We start from the raw sequence: 21,223 nt of genomic DNA, 5'->3' as shown, positions 1-21,223 counted from the left end.
CCCACGAAAGTAAAATTATTAAAATTTATCAATAAAAATAAATACCTTAAGCGAAGTCATTCCAGAATTCAGCATACTGGAACGGTTTTCTATTAATTCTTCACGTTCCCAGCCTACCATTTTAAGCAATACGCCATCACTTTGAGTTAGGTACATTAAACGATTCCATCGATCCTTCTCTAACATTTCTTCCAAATAGCTTTCTATTTAACCTCACCTATCTGTCCGTATCAAAGCTACCATCCAGCTTAAATTTCTTATTCATACCTCAACACTTATATAAAACCTGTTACAGGGTATGGACATAAAACGAACGCAACTTACATGCCACATGGGCATGATAGAAGTCACTGTAATTCAAACTTAAGTTAAATTTTTGACAAAAAATAAAGAGGCTAACAATGAAAATTGCTTTAATTGGTGCAACAGGTATGGCAGGGTCACGTATTTTGGAAGAACTAGTTTCACGTGGTCACTATGTCAAAGCCATTGCGCGAGACACACATAAAGTGGCGGATACGGAACGTGTGATGGCAGTTGATGCCGATTTAAATGATCATGAGGCTTTAGTAGATGCATTAAAAGGACAAGATGCGGTGATTAGTGCCGTTCGTTTTCAGGGCTTAGATGCTCATGCATTGATTGAAGCGGTACGGGATTCCAAAGTAAAACGTTATTTGATCGTTGGTGGTGCAGGAAGTTTACATGTGCCTCATCAAAATATTCGTGTTTTGGATACGCCTGATTTTCCTGATGCTTATAAACCTGAAGCAGAAGCAGCCGCAACATTTCTCGATAAACTCAAAGAAATCGATGATCTCGACTGGACGTTTATTTCGCCTTCTGCCGAATTTGGCCCAGGTAAACGTACAGGTGAATTTCGCTTGGGTAAAGATGAGCTTTTGATCGGTGAAGAAGGCAGTAAAATCTCGGCTGAAGATTTTGCGGTGGCGCTAGCTGATGAGCTTGAACAAAACAATCATATCCAGCAACGTTTTACCGTGGGTTATTAAGATCGTAAATCGTTTTTGCAAAGGAAGCGAATCATTCGCTTCCTTTTTGTTGAATCAGGATTGACAGGCTTTTAAAAAAAGCCCAACCTCAATAAAAATATTAATGAAATCCTCCCAATTCATGAATGGCCTCACCCGTTTCTTTAAACATTATAATTTTAATGCGACACTGGTTTATTGCTTTCAAATTTTTATTGTTCTGACAGGAACAACGCTTGGCTTGCGTTGGCTTGGACATGATGAGTTGATCGTTCCAGTTACACTCGGTGCGATTGCGACAGCATTGACCGACTTTGATGATCGCTTAAGCATTCGACTTCGAAATTTGTTTTATGTGGCTGTATTGTTTTTTGCGGTCAGCAGTATTTTAGAGTTTTTAGCACCTTATAAATTTCTACTGATTTTATACTTATCACTTTCGAGTGGTTTTTTGATTTTATTAGGTTCACTTGGTCAGCGCTACGCTACCATTTCGTTTGGTACCATTTTAATTTCAATCTACAGCTTATTTGGTTTAGGTGAATATCAGCATTGGTATCAACAACCCGTCTATTTTGTGTACGGCGTGATTTGGTACGGCATTACCTCAATTGTTTTTTTTCTGATTAAACCAACGCTGCCTGTTCAGGATAATCTTTCGCAAGTCTTTAGCCATTTATCTGATGTGTTGATGACCAAAGCCCGACTCTTTGACCCTGATAACAAAGACAATGTTGAGCCATTATTATTTGAACTCTCAAACGAAAATGCGCAAGTGGTTCAATATCTCAATACCACAAAAGCCTCTTTACTGACTCGACTAAAAGCCTCTCGGGTTAATAAAAACAGCATCTACTGGCTGCATTTATATTTTGTCGCGCAAGATATTCACGAGAAAGTGAGTGCCAATTATTTACATTATGAACAGATCCCACACAATTTTAGCCGCAGTGATCTGATCTTTCGCTTTCAAAAGAATATTCGGCTTTTGGCGCTTTCCTGCCAGCAATTATCTGAATGTATTTTGCGAAATGAAGCATTTACGCCAATTCATGATCCCACACATGCTTTAGAAAATCTGGAACTTTCACTACAGGACTGGATTCAGGATCATCCATATAATACTGAAGTCAAAAATCTGAAATTGATCGTAAAAAACTTAAAAGATTTACACGACCAACTCAGTCATTTACAGGATGTGCAATTTACCTATGCGTATCGTTTTGAACAGCATGTCGATAATCTAAACTTATTGGATGATGATATTCACGGCATCAAAGACTTATGGCTTAAATTCAAGCAGCATCTTACTCCAAAATCTGCGCTATTTCGCCATGCAACACGCATCGCGTTTGTCTTTGCAGCAGGCTCGCTGGTTTCACTTTTACCATTTGCCCAAAATGGTTACTGGATTGTTCTGACCAGTTTATTTGTGTGTCAGGTGACTTATTTTGCGACCAAAAGTCGTTTAAAACTACGAACATTAGGTACTTTACTGGGTGTAATTTTAGGTCTACCGATTCTTTATTTTGTGCCAAGTGTCGAAGGTCAATTGATCATCACCGTGATTTGTGGCGTATATTTTTTCTATCTCCGTCAAAAGAAATATGCGCTTGCGACTTCAATGGCAACCTTAATGGTGTTGCTGATTTTTAACCTTAAAGGCTTTGGTTATAGCATTATTGCGCCACGTATTTTGGATACGCTCATTGGCTGTGGCATTGCATGGTTTGCCGTGAGCTTTATCTGGCCAGACTGGAACTTTCGTAATATTTCCAACAACATTAAAAAAACCAGTCAAGCAAGTATCAATTACCTAAATGCTGTGCTGAACCAATATCAGTTTGGCTGTACCAATAGTGTTGAATATCGTACCGCAAGGCGTTTGGCACATAATGCACAAACTGAACTTTCCAGTATGATTTCCAGTTTAAGCGCGGAACCGCAACCGAATCAGGCGTTAATTCATTCTGCTTTTCGCTATTTGGTGTATAGCCACAGTCAACTTAGTTATATTTCTGCGCTCGGAAGCCATCGTCAAAAGATTAATGATCAGCAAGTCATGGACTTATTAAAATGGTGTACCGATACACTACAACAGACGTTACTCGAACAAAAACCACTTCCTGCGCAAGATATTGAGCAAAAGTTATTGGAAATTCGACAACTTTCTGAACAAAACTCGACATCGGATTACTTCATGTTAATTTTAAAACAAATGAGTTTATTACTCGAAACTTTGCCTGAATTACTGATGCTGCAAAACAAACTATTATCAATGGAAATTAAATAGCCTCAGTTGTTGTTCAGCTTTCAACCGATCTAGGCTACACTCGGTCTTTGTTTATATTTTTTGAGCGAATGATGAACGTCAAAACTTTACGCATTGTTGGATTTTTAGAAGGTTGGTCTTTTTTATTGCTCCTATTTATTGCCATGCCAATGAAATATATTTGGGATAATCCACTGTGGGTCAAATATGTGGGTATGGGGCATGGTTTACTGTTTATTTTATTTATCGTCGTTTTATTGGTGGTATGCCAACGGATGAAATGGTCGATTCATATGTTTATTTTAGGTTTGATCGCGTCGATTTTACCGTTTGGCCCTTTTGTATTTGATCATAAATTAAAACAATCAAACCAAACCTAAGTTGCTTAGAAAAAAATAATTTCGCGATAAAAAGAGCGAACCCGTAGATTCGCTCTTTGCTTAAAACTGCCCTTCCTGCCTACGTTGCTGCATCAATTTCAGCAAAACTTGCTTGGGTTTTAAAAACCACATCGCAATCAAAACAAAAGAGGCGAGACTAAATGCCATGATATGAAAATGGACATAGAGTTCGCGCACCAGTTCAATAATTCCAAAGAAGCTTAACATCAGTAACATCGACACTGCTGCTGCAACTGTACCTTTACTAATTTCAGATGACATCAAAGCAAAGCGATACATCACCGAAAAACTAATGCCTTCACCAAAACTAATCAAGGTCATGCCGATTAATAAACATGGCACCAGATAGTGTTGCCAGATTGCCCCGATCACTAAGATAACAGTGCCTAATAGCATTATAGGTAAGCCTGTGAGAATGGTGGTTCCCAAAGGATAACGATCCATAATTTTAATCAGCACAATATTGCCCAAAATCAGCCCGATAAATACAGGGAATTGTGCCAAACCATATTGCACACTACTAAAGTTCAGCTCTTCAACGAGCATGACAGGTGACAATGCAATCCATAGCATTAACGGCAAACTCACCAATGGCAATGCCAAGGTCAGACCCAGAAACTTTTTATCACTATAGATTTTTTTGAAATCATCAAACAAATAAATGAATGGCTGCCGCGTCACACTTTGCTGCTGACTTGGCATTTTTGCTTTAAGTCCAAACCAACTGATCAATGCCAATAGTGCAATCGCAACAAAACCCCAGTGCCATGACACATAATCAATCAGAAAAGCACCTAAAACAGGCCCAAGTAATGGTGCAAGTAAGGAAATATTGGCCATTAACGCCATGACTTTAATGGCATCACGTTCGGCAAAAGTTTCCTGAATCGCGGCATAACCGACCGCAGCTATCACAGTCAAACCAATACCTTGTAAAAAGCGCAAGATCAGAAATTGCGCCATATCCTGAGTCAATAAAATCAATAAACAGCAAATGCCAAAAAATAACACACCCGTTAATAAAACCTTTTTTCGGCCTAGACGATCTGAAAGTGGGCCAAGTAACCAAGCCACACTTGCACCGCCCAATAAATAAAAAGACATCGAAGAAGGCGCCCATGTCGAACTGACACCAAAATCCTGTGTAATGGCCAGCATCGCTGGCTGAATTAAATCATTGCCAATATAAACCGCAAGTTCAAACAGAACCAAAGCCAGCGGAAACATTAAGGTCTGACGATTTAATGTTGTCGTTTGCATATTTTGCATTGTGATCTACTTCTTCAAGATGTCTGTTTGCAAGCTGAACATTATTTTCTAATCAATATGCGCCAGCCCAATGACAAACATTGAGTTTTAGAGAATTGAATTTTTGATATGCTGACTATTCAGCAATAAAACACTGTATTCACAAAGTGTCTGAATTTTGAGGAGAAAATAACCATGTGAGATTGAGGTCAAATGATATGACCAAGATTTATGAAAAATCTGGCGCAAACATAGCACTTTTTATTTTCAGCGTCGATATTAAAATGTTAAATAAAGCAGAAGATTATTATTTCTTTCAAATTATTTTCAAGATTTAACCACAAATTATGCATGTTGTGACTGTGAGTAAATGCGAAATTATCCACAGTTTGAGTTAAGAAATAAACAGCACGCAAATTCCTATAAATAATTATTGATTTTTAAGCAATAATATTTTGCAGATTCATGCATTTTTTAGAACCAATAAACACTCTATATTGACTATCATGAATTTTAAAAATCAGGTTCTCCCGTGAGTCATATCTTAATCATCAACGGTGCTAAAGCATTTGCACATTCCAATGGACAATTGAATGATACCTTAACCGATTTTGCGCAACGTCATTTAACCCAGTTAGGTCATGACATCAAAGTAACGCGGACGGACTGTGACTATGATATTCAAGCTGAGATAGATAAATATGTGTGGGCAGATGTGGTGATCTATCAAATGCCAGGTTGGTGGATGGGCGCGCCGTGGACGATGAAAAAATATATCGATGAGGTATTTACCATTGGTCATGGTGTACTGTATGCCAGCGATGGACGCAGCCGTTCCGATGTCACTAAAAAATATGGTTCAGGCGGTTTAATTCAGGGCAAAAAATATATGTTGTCTTTAACGTGGAATGCACCAATCGAAGCATTTACCGATCCTGATCAATTTTTTCACGGCGTCGGTGTAGATGGCGTGTATTTACCTTTTCATAAGGCAAACCAATTTTTGGGAATGGACTCACTCCCCACTTTTATCGTCAATGATGTGATTAAAATGCCAGACGTGCCGAGCTATCTCGACGCTTACAAAGCCCATTTAGATCAAGTTTTTACAGTGGAACATGAATAAGGAAAATACAATGTTGACGATTATTGCCGAAATTCGTACCCATGCAGCTACGGAACATCGCCAAGCGGTATTAGATGCTTTCCAAAAAATCACTCCTACGGTGTTGGCAGAAGATGGTTGTTATGGTTACGAGACTTTGATTGATCACGTACCTGCGCTTGAAATGCAAACTCAAGATCCAAATTTAATTATGATGCTGGAAAAATGGCAAAGCACTACACATCTTGAAACGCATATGCAAACTGCACATATGCAGCAGCATTTTGAAGTGATCAAAAATCATGTGGTAGATGTGAAAATTCAGGTTTTAGAGAGTGGAGTATAAACTTTATAAACTATCGGTAAAAGTAAGTTTACTGATAGTTTAATTTAAAAGATTTTAAAAAGTTATTTCTCACAAAACTTAGGTAAATCAATAGGCTGTATATTATTTATTTCTACAATATTTGGATTTGGTTTAAACTTCAACCAACCTTTTTTCATCCATTTTTCAACTTTATCTTTCCCAAGAATATCAAGCAGATTATTCAATAGAATAAAATTATCTTCTTTAAAATAAAAAATTATTACTCTCACTAGACAATAGTTATCTTCATTATATGAGAATATTTCTTTCACATAATTATCATCTGAATTCGACAATGAATGCCCCCAAATAAATATTTTTACAAGATCATGTCGGCCCATACCTCGTGGATAAATTTTATTCTTCAGGGACTCATCATCATTCAAAAATAAATAATCTGTATTCTTAAATAATTTTTGATGATACTTTGTAAAACCATATGCTTTTGAAGTTAAAAGATGCTCACTCTTCAACTCAGATATACCTAATACGATATTATGTACTTCACCTGATTTACCATGTAAGTATTGAGCAATATTTTTATTATCATAAATTTTTTGAAATGTTTCTGTATAATTGAAAGAGTATAGTCTCAAATCATCGTCGATTTCTAAGATTTCATTAGTTAATTTTTCTTTTAGATTTAAATTATAAATAACTCCAGATAAATAGAAATTAAAAATATCGATAAACTTTCTTAAAAACCTCTCTAAAATCATAAAAATATAACAATTATCAAGACTCAATGTAACATTACCATTGCGAAAAAATTGATCACTTATAACATTTACGTTTTGATCTAAAAAATCATCCTTTTTATCAATTATAATCATTAAACATTTTAGGATTTGTAAAGTATTGCGACCACACCTAACATTAGTCTTCGCTACACTTTCCTGCATCAAATGATATACTTGGGAATCAAGTCTTTCATTTAACTTATATATCTTATCAGCTTCCTGGCAAAAATTAGATACGCAATCCAATACACTTTCAATTTCAACTTCAAAATCAATCCAAGTTTCAATATTAGTTATGTGATGTTTAAAATATTGATACCATACATTGCCTTTTAGCTCTTCTTTTAAGTCTTGAACTTTATCTATAGATATTTTTATTTCATCTGTTTGATACATTGCTTTTGTATATTTAAAGAAATAATTTTCTTTTTCATATAGAGAGCCAAATAGATCATCAAAGCCCATTTCGCCTTTATTTTCATCCCAACTTTCTATAGCTCCCATTGCAACCATAAAATGATCATACTTCGTCGGTAAGTAATGGGATAAATCGAATCCATTTCCAACAATCAAAATATTCATTATTATAAAAATCTCATAAAAAAAAGCATATCTTACGATATGCTTTTACCTAAAATTTCTTATTTATTCAAGCAATAAAGCCTAAAACACTAAGAACACAACTGACTCTGAAAACTGCGAGTATTCTTGCCTCTGGCACATTGATAACTTTGCTGTTTATTTTGCAACTGCCATTTTTTATCATCCAACTTAAATAAATATTCAGTCTTAATCGCAGACACCGAATCATCCATTAAACCCGTTTGAATGACCGTAATTCTGGAAACAGTAGGAGATTCAACTCGATTAAACACTTGCTGAATCGAGGTATTTTGATGCTCTTTACTAATTTCAGGCTGCGCTTTTAAAACCTGTTGCATTGGGCTTTCGCCACCACCCAATGACATCAGCTTGGTGGTCGTGGCACAGCCTGTCATCAGTCCCAAACATAATCCTGAAATCGCAATTAAACGTAACATCTTTTTCACACATCTAAAAAACAAAAGGCGTAGCTTTATGATGCTACGCCAATCTCAATTACACTGTAGAAACTATGTAGCTTCTACAGTTTGTCATTTTATAAATCAAACAATTTACCCGGATTCATAATACCGTTCGGATCAAATGCCAATTTCAAGGCTTTCATATAACCAATTTCTTCAGGTGAACGCGAATATTCCAAATACGGTTTTTTGGTCATCCCTACGCCATGTTCAGCCGAAATTGAACCATCATATTTTTTCACGGTATCGAATACATATTTATTCACCACCTGACATTTAGCAAAGAACTCATCCTTGCTTAAATTCTCAGGTTTTAAAATATTTAAATGTAAATTCCCGTCACCAATATGACCAAACCAACAAATTTCAAAGTCTGGATAATTGTCCTGCACAATAGCATCAATTTCTTTAATAAATGCAGGTACATGCGTGATCAAAACTGAAATATCGTTTTTATAAGGAATAAATGGTGCAATAGACTCAGAAATATCTTCACGCAAACGCCACAAGCTTTCAACCTGATCCAGACTTTGACTCATCACACCATCAAGTACCCAACCCTGTTCCATGCAATGTTCAAAGATCTGCATGGCTTTATCCATAATCGGCTCATACTGTGCTTCAAATTCAAGTAACACGTAAAATGGACATTGCGTTTCAAAAGGACGTTGGACATGACCACGATCCAACACTTTTTGCATCGCCAGTTCACCAAAGAACTCAAAAGCCGTCAGGTCGATTTCTTTCTGAAATGCATGTAATACAGGCATCACCGCATCAAAATCAGGTACACCTAGCACCAACACTTGTAGATTTTGTGGTTGACGTTCCAGTTTAATTTCAGCTTCAGTGACTAAACCTAATGTGCCTTCCCCACCAATAAATAAATGTTGCAAGGCATAACCTGTGGCATTTTTAATCATGCCTTTATTTAAACGTAAAATGTCACCTTTACCTGTCACCACGGTCAGACCCAGTACCCAGTTACGGGTCATGCCGTATTTAATGACTTTAATACCGCCCGCATTGGTACCAATATTGCCACCAATCTGGCTCGAACCTGCCGATGCAAAATCAACTGGATAATACATGTCTTGTTCTTCAGCGTAATTCTGTAATTGCTCAGTCACCACCCCTGCTTGCACACGTACCATACGATCTGCTGGGAAAAATTCCAGAATCTGGTTCATCTTATCCATACTAATGACAATTTCCCCGTTGGTCGCAACTGCCCCTGCCGATAAACCTGTGCGACCACCTGATGGTGTAATCGCCACATGAAATTGATTGGCAAGTTTGACGATCGCTTGAACCTGCTCAGTACTTGATGGAAAAACGATGACTGATGGGTTTGGATCAAAATGCTTGGTATGATCGCGTCCCCAATTTTCAAGACTATCCGCATCGGTTTTAATTCGGTTTTCACCGACGATCGCAGTTAATTGGGTAAGTAACTCAGGTGTTAAAGCGACTGGAGCATTCATCGTTTACAGGCCTAGCAAGAAATAAACAGGTGGGGTTAAGAAATTTGAAAATTGTACTGCAATCACATACACAAGTTTCAGCATGACTCACAAATTTCTAAAAGCTTTTGGTGTTTTACCAAATATTCATCTTATTTTACATGTAAGCAGGCGCTGGATAAAGCATCGCTTAAACATACAGTCACTACAAAATGTGTTGAATAGCTTATTTAGAAGTATTCCATTTTTTAATCTGCCAACCACAACTTGAATCAGATTGTCAATAAATTGAAATTTATTCAGCTCATGATTCCATATCGTTGCGTGATAACGCATAAACAACTGGCAGGACTTGTGATATAATTTCGCGACTAAATTTGGCCTTTGTAGCGGAGCCGTAATGAGCCAACATCTATCACTACCTAAAGATAAAATTCGTTTCTTGTTGTTAGAAGGTGTTCACCAAAACGCCATCGATACTCTCAATGCAGCGGGTTATACCAACATCGATTATCATAAAACTGCGCTGGAAGGCGACGCTCTGAAAGAAGCCGTCAAAGATGCGCACTTTATTGGGATTCGTTCGCGTACTCAACTCACTGAAGAAGTATTTGAAGCTGCGAATAAATTGATCGCGGTTGGCTGCTTTTGTATCGGAACCAATCAGGTTGATTTAAAAACCGCGATGTCACGTGGTATCCCAGTTTTCAACGCACCGTATTCAAATACGCGCTCCGTTGCTGAACTGGTTCTTGCTGAAACAATTTTATTGTTGCGTCGTGTGCCAGAGAAATCAACAGATACCCATGCAGGTGGATGGAATAAATCTGCGGTTGGTTCTTTTGAAACACGTGGTAAGACTTTAGGTATTGTGGGTTACGGTTCGATTGGTTCTCAGCTTTCTGTATTGGCAGAAAGTCTTGGTATGAAAGTGATCTATTTTGATGCCGTGACCAAACTCCCATTAGGTAATGCACGTCAAGTAGGTTCACTGGATGAATTACTTGCAACGGCTGATGTGGTGACTTTACACGTTCCAGATGTACCGTCTACACGCAACTTCTTCAAAAAAGAACAGTTTGCTAAAATGAAAGAAGGTTCAATCTTCTTGAATGCGGCACGTGGTACTTGTGTGGTGATTGAAGACTTGGCAGATGCTTTAAAATCTGGTCATCTTGCAGGTGCAGCGGTCGATGTATTCCCGAAAGAGCCTAAAGCCAATGGTGAAGAATTTATTTCTCCACTACGTAACATTCCAAACGTGATCCTCACCCCACATGTGGGCGGTTCAACCATGGAAGCGCAGGCCAATATTGGTCTTGAAGTGGCTGAAAAGTTTGTCGCGTATTCTGATAAGGGTATGACGCTTTCTGCTGTGAATTTCCCAGAAATCGCATTGCCATTGACTGAAGGTAAACATCGTCTGTTGCATATTCACAAGAATATTCCAGGCGTATTGTCTAAAATCAATAATCTATTTGCAGATCAAGGTATTAACATTTCTGGTCAAAGTTTAATGACCAAAGGTGATATTGGCTATCTGGTCATGGATGTTGATGCATCTGCCTCTCAGGAAGCTCTGGATATGTTGAGCGAAGTCGAAGGTACGATTCGCGTTCGTATCTTGTTCTAATAAAATTTTTGCTCAAAAGCCACAGCAATGTCTGTGGCTTTTTTGTCTCAACATGAATTATCATGCTTAAAAATATACCGTTTGTTCAAAATGTCCTTATCTAGTCCGAAGTCGCAATTACAAGCTTTAATTTTTCTGCTTGTGGCGATGATCTGTGTGCAAAGTAGCGGTTCTCTCGCCAAAGTCTTATTTCAAAGTTACCCCGTTCTGACGGTTTCTGCGATGCGACTATGTTTTGGCGCGCTGATTTTAGCGGTGATTTTTCAGGCATGGAAAATCCAGTGGCAACAGGTTCGCTGGAAAGCGATTATCAGTTATGGTCTGGCGCTGGCGGGAATGAATGCCTTATTTTATTTATCACTACAACGCTTGCCTTTGGGCATTGCAGTGGCATTTGAGTTTGTTGGGCCACTAAGTATTGCTCTTTACTATGCTAGACAAAAATACGATTTGATCTGGGTGTGTTGTGCCATTATAGGCTTACTCTTACTGTTTCCATTTCATCAGGCCAGCCATCATCTGGATCTGATTGGAATAGCTTATGCCTTAGCGGCAGGTGCTTGTTGGGCATTGTATATTATTGCAGGTCAGAAGCCTTCAGGCATTTCAGGCAATCACACGGTATTTCTAGGCATGACAATTGGTGCATTATTATTAATCCCCATTGCATTTCTAACAGGCTCTATGGCGCACGTCTTTGAACTTCCCTATATTTTTTATTTTATTGCACTTGCAATCTTAGCCAGTGCCTTGCCTTTTTCACTGGAAATGCTGGCATTAAGACGACTCACTGCTCTAAGCTTTGGTACACTGATGAGCATGGAACCTGCGGTTGCTGCATTTTCTGGTTTCATCTTTTTGGGCGAAAAATTAATATGGAGTCAATGGCTCGCTTTAGCAACGATTATTACAGCTTCGGTGGGTTGCACAGTGACAACGCAACGCGCTAAACGTGCAGACCATGTAGCGCCATGAAAGACTCATCTCAGTTTCTTATAATAGATGTTATTGCATACAAGATTTATCGTTTCAGTTATTTATATCTTTTGAGCCCTCACCATGTCTAATACTCCATTGATTGCTGTCCTAGCCATGATGTTGTCGATGATGTGTTATCAAGTTAGTGCATCTTTTGCCAAGCAATTAATTGCAGTATTAGATCCCTTAAGTGTGACCATTTTAAGGCTCTGCTTTGCTTCAGTTTTAGTCTTTTTCATGTTTCGATCTTGGAAAATCTTAAGCAAGCTTTCGACTTTAAAATGGCGCGACCTACTCGGTTATAGTGGCGCTTTAGGTCTCATGAATGTGTTGTTTTATATGTCTCTTGGCAAACTGCCTCAAGGGATTGCGGTTGGATTAGAGTTTATTGGCCCACTGGGACTCGCCTTAATTTCGATTCAGCAACGCCGCGATTATATATGGGTTATCTGTGCCATCTTAGGGATTGCCCTGATGGTGCCGTGGCAACAAGCGGCTCAGGCTAATTTTTCCATGAGTGGCACAGCGTTTGCACTTGGGGCAGGTTTATGCTGGGCATTTTATATCTACTTTGGACATAAAGTGGTACGCCAAAATATCGGGATGCATGCCTTAACCATTGCCATTAGCCTTTCAGCGATGGTGTTATTGCCCATTGGTTTAGTTCATCAACCTGAACATCTTCTCGATTCTGAGTTTTGGCCAAAGGCATTGTTGATTGCCATCTTAGCCACCGCTATTCCGTATGCACTAGATTTATTTGCCCTAAAAAGACTGACTAAACTCAGCTACGGCACATTATCAAGCCTTTCTCCTGCTTTGGCCGCACTCGCAGGTTTAATCTTATTGCATGAAAACATTACGTTATTACAATGGATTGCCCTCGGTTTTATTATGCTTGCCTCAATTGGAGTTACGCTACGCGCATCGCGCCAAGACATTGATCACTCTACTACGTAACTCGTAACTCGACTTTAAAATACGCTAAAGAATGGAGCATTTAATATCAGACAAGTTCATGCTTCTTATATTTGGCGTATTCTTTTAAATATTGCTGGCCCAGTTTTTCTTTTTGTTTGTCATCCAGAATTTTACCAGCCTGCTGGAAGAATTTATGTTCTTCTTCTTTTAGATGGTGATGTACCACGTCACTTAACTGTTTAGCAATCGCCAACCAACTTGGACTGCTCATATCAGTGTCTTCAAGCTGTTCAACAAGCTCATCCATTTCATGATGTTCTGATAAGGCATGACGGCTAATATCCAAACCCGTATCGTTAAACATTAACGGAATATAAAGATATCGATCTTCTGCAACAGAATGCGCCCACAGTTCATTTTTTAGAGCCTGAAACAATTGTTCACGTTGTTCAGTATGTCCATGCGTCTGTATTAATTGTTCAGAAAGAGCACGTTGATTGTCATGACTTTCCCGTAATGCTTCAAAAATATTCATCTATTTATCATCCCTATTCTGGCTATTATCATGTGGCTAAATAAGAAAAAGGCAGCCGATTGGCTACCTTTAGTTTACTTTTTCAATTCATGAAAAAAAGTTCGTTGATGTCAAAATCTGTTTCAGAACGTTGTTTGATCGACTATCCTGTTACAAACATTTGATAACCAATGCGACAGATCAAGATCGAAACCAAAATCAAAAAGATAATTCGTACAAAGCCACTGCCATATTTCAGCGCAACACGTACACCGACTATAGAGCCAATCACATTGGCAACCGCCATCATAAGACCAATTTGAAAAATAACATGACCCGTTGGGGCAAGAAAACTCAATGCCGCAATATTGGTCATGAAGTTGCCAATTTTTGATAATGCTGAAGCATGTAAGAAATCAACATTCAAAAAGCGGATAAAGAAAAAAATAAAAAAACTGCCGGTGCCTGGACCAAAAATTCCGTCATAAAATCCAATCAGCAAACTCCCAATTGCAGCAAGCATGAGTACTCTAGGCGTGATACTTAATGCAATGTGAACTTGTCCAAAATTCTTTTTGACTAAGGTGTAAACCGCAATCACGATCAACATCACAAAGACAAATGGACGTAACACCGACTGAGGAATCAAGGACAAACAAGCTGCCCCCAGAAAAGAACTGATCAAGGCACATACGGCAATCACCGCCAGTAATTTCCACTGTAATTTGACCTTGCGCACAAAGGTATAAGCCGCAGAAGCTGTGCCGAAAACTGAAGAGAGCTTATTGGTTCCAATCACGGTGGCAGGTGACATTTGCGGAAATGTACTCATCAGAGCAGGAATCTGAATCAAGCCACCCCCACCCACTGCCGCATCAATTGCACCTGCACAAAACGCAAAAAAGATTAAGCTGAGTATGACTTCGATTTCCATGGGGAACTATGCCTATAAATTTAAAAGACGCTTCGGCACCAATCTTTTTTTATCGGTAATTTCAGCCAGACCCAAACAATGATCTTGATCAAATACTAGAACTTCAGGCGCAGGTGGGTGTTCGATATTACTTTCCTGACCATTACAAAAATATTTGTGACGGCCTTCAGGAATTTGAACTTTCGGTAAATATTCGACGGGTGCGTAGGCCGGCAATAATAGCATATCGCGCTGTGTTTCATTCAGTTGTTCTAAATATTCAATGCTATATTCAGGGATAAGTTGAAAATGTCCCGTCTGGATTCGATGCAAATGGGTGAGATGACCACCACAAGCGAGCACCTCACCAATATCCTCCCCCAATACTCGAATATAAGTCCCTTTAGAACAAGTCACATCCAAGGTTAAACTTTCTGCATCGAAATCAATCAGTTTTAACTCATAAATGGTTACAGGACGGGCCATACGTTCAATTTCAATGCCCTGTCGCGCCAATTCATACAGAGGACGTCCATCGCGCTTTAAAGCGGAGTACATCGGCGGAATTTGCTGAATATCCCCACGGAATTGATCCAGTACTTGTTCAATACTTTCACGGGTCAATGCGGGAACATTTCTACGCTTAAGAATCTCCCCTTCTACATCACCCGTCGAAGTGGTTTGTCCGAGTTTGACCACAGTTTGATAACGTTTGGTCGAATCTAATAAATAATGTGAAAACTTAGTTGCTTCCCCCAGACAAATAGGTAACAAACCTGTGGCTAAAGGATCCAGTGCACCCGTATGTCCTGCCTTTTGCGCCCGAAATAGCCAACGAACTTTTTGCAAGGCTGCATTTGAACTCAACCCTAAAGGCTTATTCAGCAGAAAAACACCACTCAAGTGGCGACGAGGGATTTTTTCAGATTTAGCCGTCATGTATGTCCAGTGCGAAGCAGTCAAAATGCTGTCGCCATGTTATCAAATCCGCTTATCCATTTTTACAGTATTTTATGTTTACTGTGCTATTTTTATACTGTTTGATCAACCGGATGATGAAAAGAAAAAAATCTTATTGGAATACAAATAAAATGAATGGATCGAAAAAAATTTATCTAGGGATTGGTTTAATCGGATTAGTGCTGATTTTAATCTATGGGTGGATGTCGAAAGACATTGCCAGTGCATCGTCCCAAATGACGAATAGTAATTCAGAAATCTCTCAGATGAGTCCTGAGCAACAAAATCACGTGTCTACAAATGCGATGCCTTTTAGCAGTCAGAGCCAGCAGGATACACAAGTCAATTGTCAGCTCCAGTTAGATGGCGCCAAGCGTTTGATAGTGAATGAACAGACACGCAACTGCTTTGAGTATTTTCTTACGCAATACGGTGAGAAAAGTCTGGCTCAGATCGATCAGGACATGAAAATTTATTTAACCCAGAACCTAATTCAACCTGCACGCGATCAAGCACAGGATTTATGGCAACGTTATCTGAAATATCGTGAAGATCTCGGAAACCTGACAGAGCCATCTATTGCGAAGACCGATATCGCTTATTATCGCGCAGTGTTTAGCTCCAGACAAATGCTCAGACAACGATATTTTTCAGCGACGGAAATTGAAGGCCTATTTGGTACAGAGGATATTTATAATCAATATACCTTGGATCGTATGGCTATTTTAAGTAATCACAAACTCAATGAGATTGAAAAGGCAAAACAACTCAAAGCATTATTTGATCAGTTACCTCAGGACTGGAAAGCCAATCTAGAGCAACTCTCTACACTGGATGATTTAAGACAATTAACTGACTCAATTAAAAAAAATGGCGGTTCAGCACAACAACTACATGATATGCGAACCAATTTAGTTGGACCTGATGCTACAGCACGTCTGGAACAACTCGATCTCGAACGCTCAAACTGGAAAAATGATGTCACACAATATCTTGATGCACGTCAGACGATTTTAAACAGCAATATGAGCGATAGTGCCAAACAAAGCGCAATCAACACCCTCAGAAATAATACCTTTGCTACACCACAGGATCAGATGAGAGTACATGCGTTTGAATCTGCAAAAGGTCAAGGACAAAGCATGCCTTTCTCTGAATAAATGCAATTCAGGATTCAAGATAAGGAGATTTTTGACTTTAATACCTCTGTCAACGCTTTTTAACGGAAATAATATGCAGTTTGAAGATGGATTAATTTTTGAACTTAGAAAAATGAAATTTAGGGAAATAAAATGAAATTCAAATTATTATTCACGACTTTGTTATTGGTTCTGACACAGCCTATATTTGCAAGTAATGCCATACAGAATACGTCTGCATCATTTGTCATCTCAGATTATGCAAAAACCAAATATCCGATTGTACTGGCGCACGGACTATTTGGTTTTAACAAATTGGGTTCCGAGGCCTTTGGGCTAGACTACTGGTATCAGATTCCTCAAGATCTGGCCAGAAACGGAGCTAATGTCTGGATCAGTCGTCAATCTGCTGCCAACACATCTGAATTTAGAGGTGAGCAACTCCTTGCCGAGGTTCAGGACATTCTGGCGATCACGGGAGCACAGAAAGTCAATCTGATTGGCCATAGTCACGGCTCTCAATCTGTGCGTTATGTTGCGGGTGTTCTTCCAGCAAATATCGCTTCAGTCTCAACTATCGGTGGCCCAGCCAAAGGTGCACCACTGGCTGACACCATCTATAAAACACTTGCTGGAACGCCATTAGAAACACCAATTGCAACAATTTTTAACGTTGCATCGAACTTCATTACTCTTGGACAACTAGATGATCCACGCAAGTATCCAATGAACTCACTCGGTGCGGCTTATAGTTTATCAACTGAAGGGGCAGGCAAGTTTAATGCAATGTTTCCAGCAGGGGTACCCTATACTGCATGCGGTCAAGGTGATGCCTCGGTCAATGGTATACGTTACTACTCATGGAGTGGTGCATCAGTATTGACCAATCCATTAGATCCTATCGATTATGGATTAACCTTAACCAGCATATTGAGTGGTAAAAACAATGATGGACTAGTACCTGCCTGTAGCAGTCACTTAGGCACTGTAATTCGTGATGATTATGTATGGAATCATCTAGATGAGGTCAATCAGGTGCTGGGCCTACGCAATCTTTTTGCCCAAGATCCAGTGGCAGTCTTTAGACAGCATGCCAACCGCTTGAAAGGTCAGAATCTATAATTTATTCTAACAGTCATAAAAAAATGCGCCTTATCGGCGCATTTTTTTGCTTGAAAACGAGGTTAAAATTAACCTTGTTTACGTGCTGGCAATTTTTCACGAATACGTGCAGCTTTACCAGACAATTCACGAAGATAGTAAAGTTTCGCACGGCGAACATCACCACGACGTTTCACTTCAATTTTAGCAACAACTGGTGAGTGAGTTTGGAAAACACGCTCAACACCAACACCGCTAGAAATTTTACGAACAGTGAACGCAGAGTTTAGGCCACGGTTTTTCTTCGCAATCACAACACCTTCAAATGCTTGAAGACGCTCACGATCACCCTCTTTTACTTTAACTTGAACGATGACTGTGTCACCTGGAGCAAAAGCAGGAATGTCTGATTTTAACTGTGAATTTTCAATTGCTTGAACTAAAGGATGTTTACCACTCATTGTGGAATCTCCAATATGTGCGGGAGAGAAGAGGTCTCTTACACCGCTGGGGACAGAGGCTAAAGCGCATATCAACCCGTTTAACTTTCCCTTTATCATTCATACTGAACGTATAAAAATAAAGAGCCTATAAAAGATGTTTCATCTTCATGATTCATCTAAATCGTTGAGCCATTTTTTTTGCTGCTTGGTCAATATCACTTGTTCAACCAACTCAGGTCGACGTTCAAGTGTACGTTGATAACGCTGCAAAAAACGCCATTTTTCAATATTGGCATGATGTCCTGATTTAAGTACCTCAGGCACATCCAACCCTTCAAAATGGTCAGGCTTGGTATATTGTGGGCAGTCGAGTAGACCATCCACAAACGAATCCTGTATATGCGATTGCTCATCGGACATCACATCGGGCAGACGCCGAATAATACTATCCAAAAGCACCATCGCGGGCAGTTCACCACCCGACAAAACGTAATCCCCAATTGACCATTCCTGATCAATATAACGCTGGATTAAACGCTCATCGACACCTTCATAACGACCACAAAGTACAATTAAGCCATCATATTCAATGAACTGTTGTACTGCGGGTTCATTTAAGGTTTGACCTTGTGGCGACATATATACCACAGGGACGTGAACACATCCTGCTTGGCTCGCAAGCTGTTTGGCATGGTCAATCGCTTGCGCCAAAGGCTCAGCCATCATCACCATACCTGGGCCACCACCAAATGGACGTTCATCCACTCGTTTGTAGTTACCCTGTGCAAAATCACGTGGATTGATACAAGTTACCTGTACCATGTCACGCTTGGAAGCACGACCACTAATCCCGTAGGCAGTAATCGCTTCGAACATTTCAGGAAACAGTGTAATGACTGCAAAAAACATCGCAGACTCCTCTATTTTCCTACTGCGTTCGCACTAAACCACTTATGTGCAATTTAGTAATCTACGCCCCAATTGACGTAAATACGATTTGCTTCAAGATCCACACGTTGTACCACATCTTTATGCCATGGAATCATACGCTCTTCAGCATCAATACTGTCAGCCGTGGCGCGAACCACCATGACATCATTGGCACCTGTTTCAAAAAGCTCATGAATCTGTCCGAGATTGACTTCCTGCTCATCATCATTCAGTCCTAACACCGTAAGACCTTTGAGATCAGACCAGTAATACTCATCTACATCTGCTTTTGGCAATTGTGATTTGGCAATCCAGATATTAGCGCCGATCAGACTGTCAGCAGTAGTGCGATCACTCACACCTTTTAAGCTCACCACCAGACCTTTGCCATGCGGTTTCCAACGCTTTACATCTATCGTTTGCCAACCTGCTTTGGTCTCGATGTACCAAGGCAGATAGTCAAACATATTGCTCATGGGTTCTGTATTGGAATACACCCAGAGCCACCCATTTAAACCATAGGCTGAACGTAACTGTCCAATCTGAATACGATCTTCGGGAACATTCAGTGCTGGTGTCATGGATTACCTACTACTTAAGCAGCAGTTGCCGCTTTTTTAGCTTGAGCAGCTAAAGAAGCAACACGTTCAGACGGTTGAGCACCTTGAGAAACCCAGTGAGCAAAACGGTCTGCATCTAAACGAAGTTTTTCCGCTTGACCTTGAGCAGTTGGGTTAAAGAAACCAATACGTTCGATGAAACGACCATCACGTGCATTGCGGCTATCAGTCACAACGATTTGATAGAATGGACGTTTTTTTGCACCACCGCGCGCTAAACGAATAACAACCATGATAAAAGCCTTATAATTCTTACGGATTATCCTGTAACCGACCACCGATCACGCTTCAAACCCCTTTCATAGAGGGCGATATTCTACGTGATTTTTGACCTAAAGAAAAGATGCTTTTTTGAGTTATCCGCAGGTTTGAATTTGTGGTTTATCGTCCGTCCCAGTTGGAGGTGGCAGAAAGAGCACAAGCCGTTGCACCTTTAGCCCAATATTTTTGACCTTGATCATTGAGACAAATCCAGCCATTCCCAGCTTGGATTGTTGCACTTTTAGGTTTGGCAATAAGTACCCATTCAGACGCAGTAGTAGTTACTGGGTCAAATGTCAAATCGTAAATTGCTGCCGATCCTTGAGGGTAAGCAGTTGAACCGTATATAGTATTTACATTTGTTCCGGCATAAGTGCCTGTAGCAACTTTATAAGCAGACATTTGTTGCGCGATATTCAATAACTCTTTCTGCACATCTGATCGATTCGTACGGACTCTATACTGAGTATAAGAGGGATAAGCTATTGCAGCTAATATTGCAATAATAACTACAACTATCATGACCTCTATTAGGGTAAATCCTTTATTTACCATTGTTCACTCCCATCATCCTTAGTTCCACAAGTCTGGTAAGTTACTTTTGCTTTATTCTTATTCATACAGCGAATACCTGTACTTGTAATTAATAAATCATAATTTGAGGGATTTGTAACAGTATTACTCTCAGCTTTTATTGACCATGACTGGCCAAGGTTTGTTAAGCCTGTGTTTGTTAATAATGTTTGTGTAATTACATCGTTACTAGGATCTGTATCGCCTTTTTCATCAGTAGAAGATCCCATGATCGTTAATGTATATTTTGATGTACTACTATCAATCGGTATCTTTAACTCTTGTTTATTTGCGTCAAAGTTTGGGTTTAACGTCCCAGCATTATCCTTGTATAAATAACTTCCATCAAAACCTTTATAGCTAAAATTACGAGCCTTATGTCTTGATAGTTGCTCAGCAATTCTTTGCATTTCTTGTTGAGCACTCGCAACATCTGCTTTTCGGACGTACATTTGATAACTTGGGATTGCTATTGCTGCAAAAATTGCAACAATAGCAATCACCACCATAAGTTCTATAAGGCTAAACCCATACTGATAGGATTTACCCCTTAGTACAATAGTAATTATTGGCATTTTTCTCATA

Annotated in this window: 24 protein-coding genes; 10 read left to right on the top strand and 14 right to left on the bottom strand. The window is 39.3% G+C overall.

Going from position 1 to position 21,223, the window contains the following annotated elements; genetic code table 11:
* Nucleotides 1-18: 18 nt before the first annotated feature.
* Nucleotides 19-186, bottom strand: coding sequence for a hypothetical protein (locus tag J500_RS17375; protein ID WP_155757820.1), 168 nt, complete (start codon nt 184-186; stop codon nt 19-21).
* A 215-nt stretch (nt 187-401) separates the two neighbouring features.
* Here J500_RS17375 and J500_RS07005 point away from each other — a divergent pair, with 215 nt between their 5' ends.
* The 3 genes from J500_RS07005 to J500_RS06995 all read left to right on the top strand — a co-directional run bounded on the left by J500_RS07005 (nt 402) and on the right by J500_RS06995 (nt 3,644).
* The gene (locus J500_RS07005; protein ID WP_034698906.1) at nt 402-1,013 is read left to right on the top strand and encodes an NAD(P)-dependent oxidoreductase; all 612 of its coding nucleotides are present in this window, start codon (nt 402-404) and stop codon (nt 1,011-1,013) included.
* 121 nt (nt 1,014-1,134) lie between these two features.
* Nucleotides 1,135-3,285: a YccS family putative transporter gene (gene yccS, locus J500_RS07000; protein ID WP_034698903.1), complete on the top strand. Its 2,151-nt coding sequence runs from the start codon at nt 1,135-1,137 to the stop codon at nt 3,283-3,285.
* A gap of 71 nt (nt 3,286-3,356) precedes the next feature.
* Nucleotides 3,357-3,644, top strand: a complete 288-nt coding sequence (locus J500_RS06995; RefSeq protein ID WP_034698899.1) for a DUF3817 domain-containing protein — start codon at nt 3,357-3,359, stop codon at nt 3,642-3,644.
* 60 nt (nt 3,645-3,704) lie between these two features.
* Here J500_RS06995 and J500_RS06990 read toward each other — a convergent pair whose 3' ends face one another.
* Nucleotides 3,705-4,934 (bottom strand): MFS transporter, encoded by a 1,230-nt coding sequence (locus tag J500_RS06990; protein WP_034698896.1) that lies wholly within the window; start codon nt 4,932-4,934, stop codon nt 3,705-3,707.
* A gap of 511 nt (nt 4,935-5,445) precedes the next feature.
* Here J500_RS06990 and J500_RS06985 point away from each other — a divergent pair.
* Together J500_RS06985 and J500_RS06980 are read left to right on the top strand one after the other, a co-directional pair.
* The gene (locus J500_RS06985) at nt 5,446-6,039 is read left to right on the top strand and encodes an NAD(P)H-dependent oxidoreductase (RefSeq protein ID WP_034698893.1); all 594 of its coding nucleotides are present in this window, start codon (nt 5,446-5,448) and stop codon (nt 6,037-6,039) included.
* Between the two features lie 10 nt (nt 6,040-6,049).
* Nucleotides 6,050-6,364 (top strand): putative quinol monooxygenase, encoded by a 315-nt coding sequence (locus J500_RS06980; RefSeq protein ID WP_004995201.1) that lies wholly within the window; start codon nt 6,050-6,052, stop codon nt 6,362-6,364.
* A 62-nt stretch (nt 6,365-6,426) separates the two neighbouring features.
* Here J500_RS06980 and J500_RS06975 read toward each other — a convergent pair whose 3' ends face one another.
* From J500_RS06975 to J500_RS06965, 3 genes are all read right to left on the bottom strand, one after another.
* Nucleotides 6,427-7,707, bottom strand: coding sequence for an AbiH family protein (locus J500_RS06975; protein ID WP_004995202.1), 1,281 nt, complete (start codon nt 7,705-7,707; stop codon nt 6,427-6,429).
* An 89-nt stretch (nt 7,708-7,796) separates the two neighbouring features.
* Entirely contained in the window at nt 7,797-8,165 is a 369-nt protein-coding gene (locus tag J500_RS06970) for a hypothetical protein (protein WP_034698891.1), read from the bottom strand.
* A gap of 98 nt (nt 8,166-8,263) precedes the next feature.
* A complete protein-coding gene (locus J500_RS06965; RefSeq protein WP_034698888.1) occupies nt 8,264-9,673 on the bottom strand; it encodes an FAD-binding oxidoreductase in 1,410 nt (469 codons plus the stop codon).
* Nucleotides 9,674-10,052: 379 nt separating this feature from the next.
* Between J500_RS06965 and serA the strand changes: the two genes are divergently transcribed.
* The 3 genes from serA to J500_RS06950 all read left to right on the top strand — a co-directional run bounded on the left by serA (nt 10,053) and on the right by J500_RS06950 (nt 13,223).
* Entirely contained in the window at nt 10,053-11,285 is a 1,233-nt protein-coding gene (serA, locus tag J500_RS06960) for a phosphoglycerate dehydrogenase (protein WP_034698885.1), read from the top strand.
* A gap of 90 nt (nt 11,286-11,375) precedes the next feature.
* Nucleotides 11,376-12,260: an EamA family transporter gene (locus J500_RS06955; RefSeq protein WP_034698883.1), complete on the top strand. Its 885-nt coding sequence runs from the start codon at nt 11,376-11,378 to the stop codon at nt 12,258-12,260.
* A gap of 84 nt (nt 12,261-12,344) precedes the next feature.
* On the top strand, nt 12,345-13,223 hold the full coding sequence (locus tag J500_RS06950) for an EamA family transporter (protein WP_034698880.1): 879 nt from the start codon (nt 12,345-12,347) through the stop codon (nt 13,221-13,223).
* A 46-nt stretch (nt 13,224-13,269) separates the two neighbouring features.
* On the opposite strand, the gene J500_RS06945 is transcribed toward J500_RS06950, so the two are convergent.
* The 3 genes from J500_RS06945 to truB form a co-directional block, all read right to left on the bottom strand.
* Nucleotides 13,270-13,719, bottom strand: coding sequence for a hemerythrin domain-containing protein (locus J500_RS06945; protein ID WP_034698877.1), 450 nt, complete (start codon nt 13,717-13,719; stop codon nt 13,270-13,272).
* 142 nt (nt 13,720-13,861) lie between these two features.
* Entirely contained in the window at nt 13,862-14,632 is a 771-nt protein-coding gene (locus J500_RS06940) for a sulfite exporter TauE/SafE family protein (RefSeq protein ID WP_004995217.1), read from the bottom strand.
* A 12-nt stretch (nt 14,633-14,644) separates the two neighbouring features.
* Nucleotides 14,645-15,550: a tRNA pseudouridine(55) synthase TruB gene (truB, locus tag J500_RS06935; RefSeq protein WP_004995219.1), complete on the bottom strand. Its 906-nt coding sequence runs from the start codon at nt 15,548-15,550 to the stop codon at nt 14,645-14,647.
* A gap of 152 nt (nt 15,551-15,702) precedes the next feature.
* Between truB and J500_RS06930 the strand changes: the two genes are divergently transcribed.
* Both J500_RS06930 and J500_RS06925 read left to right on the top strand, forming a co-directional pair.
* Nucleotides 15,703-16,731 (top strand): lipase secretion chaperone, encoded by a 1,029-nt coding sequence (locus J500_RS06930; RefSeq protein WP_004995222.1) that lies wholly within the window; start codon nt 15,703-15,705, stop codon nt 16,729-16,731.
* 132 nt (nt 16,732-16,863) lie between these two features.
* Nucleotides 16,864-17,832: an esterase/lipase family protein gene (locus J500_RS06925; RefSeq protein ID WP_004995227.1), complete on the top strand. Its 969-nt coding sequence runs from the start codon at nt 16,864-16,866 to the stop codon at nt 17,830-17,832.
* A 68-nt stretch (nt 17,833-17,900) separates the two neighbouring features.
* On the opposite strand, the gene rplS is transcribed toward J500_RS06925, so the two are convergent.
* The 6 genes from rplS to J500_RS06895 form a co-directional block, all read right to left on the bottom strand.
* Nucleotides 17,901-18,272, bottom strand: coding sequence for a 50S ribosomal protein L19 (gene rplS / locus J500_RS06920; protein WP_004985149.1), 372 nt, complete (start codon nt 18,270-18,272; stop codon nt 17,901-17,903).
* 147 nt (nt 18,273-18,419) lie between these two features.
* Entirely contained in the window at nt 18,420-19,163 is a 744-nt protein-coding gene (gene trmD / locus J500_RS06915) for a tRNA (guanosine(37)-N1)-methyltransferase TrmD (protein WP_004995231.1), read from the bottom strand.
* Nucleotides 19,164-19,216: 53 nt separating this feature from the next.
* Nucleotides 19,217-19,765, bottom strand: coding sequence for a ribosome maturation factor RimM (rimM, locus tag J500_RS06910; protein ID WP_004995234.1), 549 nt, complete (start codon nt 19,763-19,765; stop codon nt 19,217-19,219).
* A gap of 14 nt (nt 19,766-19,779) precedes the next feature.
* Nucleotides 19,780-20,037: a 30S ribosomal protein S16 gene (rpsP, locus tag J500_RS06905; RefSeq protein ID WP_004923845.1), complete on the bottom strand. Its 258-nt coding sequence runs from the start codon at nt 20,035-20,037 to the stop codon at nt 19,780-19,782.
* Nucleotides 20,038-20,185: 148 nt separating this feature from the next.
* Complete coding sequence (locus J500_RS06900; RefSeq protein WP_004995236.1) at nt 20,186-20,620, bottom strand: type IV pilin protein; 435 nt, start codon at nt 20,618-20,620, stop codon at nt 20,186-20,188.
* Nucleotides 20,614-21,222, bottom strand: a complete 609-nt coding sequence (locus tag J500_RS06895) for a type IV pilin protein (protein ID WP_004995237.1) — start codon at nt 21,220-21,222, stop codon at nt 20,614-20,616. Before J500_RS06895 ends, J500_RS06900 begins: the two co-directional genes overlap by 7 nt.
* Nucleotide 21,223 lies beyond the last annotated feature (1 nt).

The sequence above is a fragment of the Acinetobacter sp. 479375 genome, from assembly GCF_000581715.1.
Classification (GTDB): Bacteria; Pseudomonadota; Gammaproteobacteria; order Pseudomonadales; family Moraxellaceae; genus Acinetobacter; species Acinetobacter ursingii.
The sequence above is the reverse complement of the archived record's forward strand: the minus strand, read 5'-3'. Positions and strand labels throughout refer to the sequence as shown.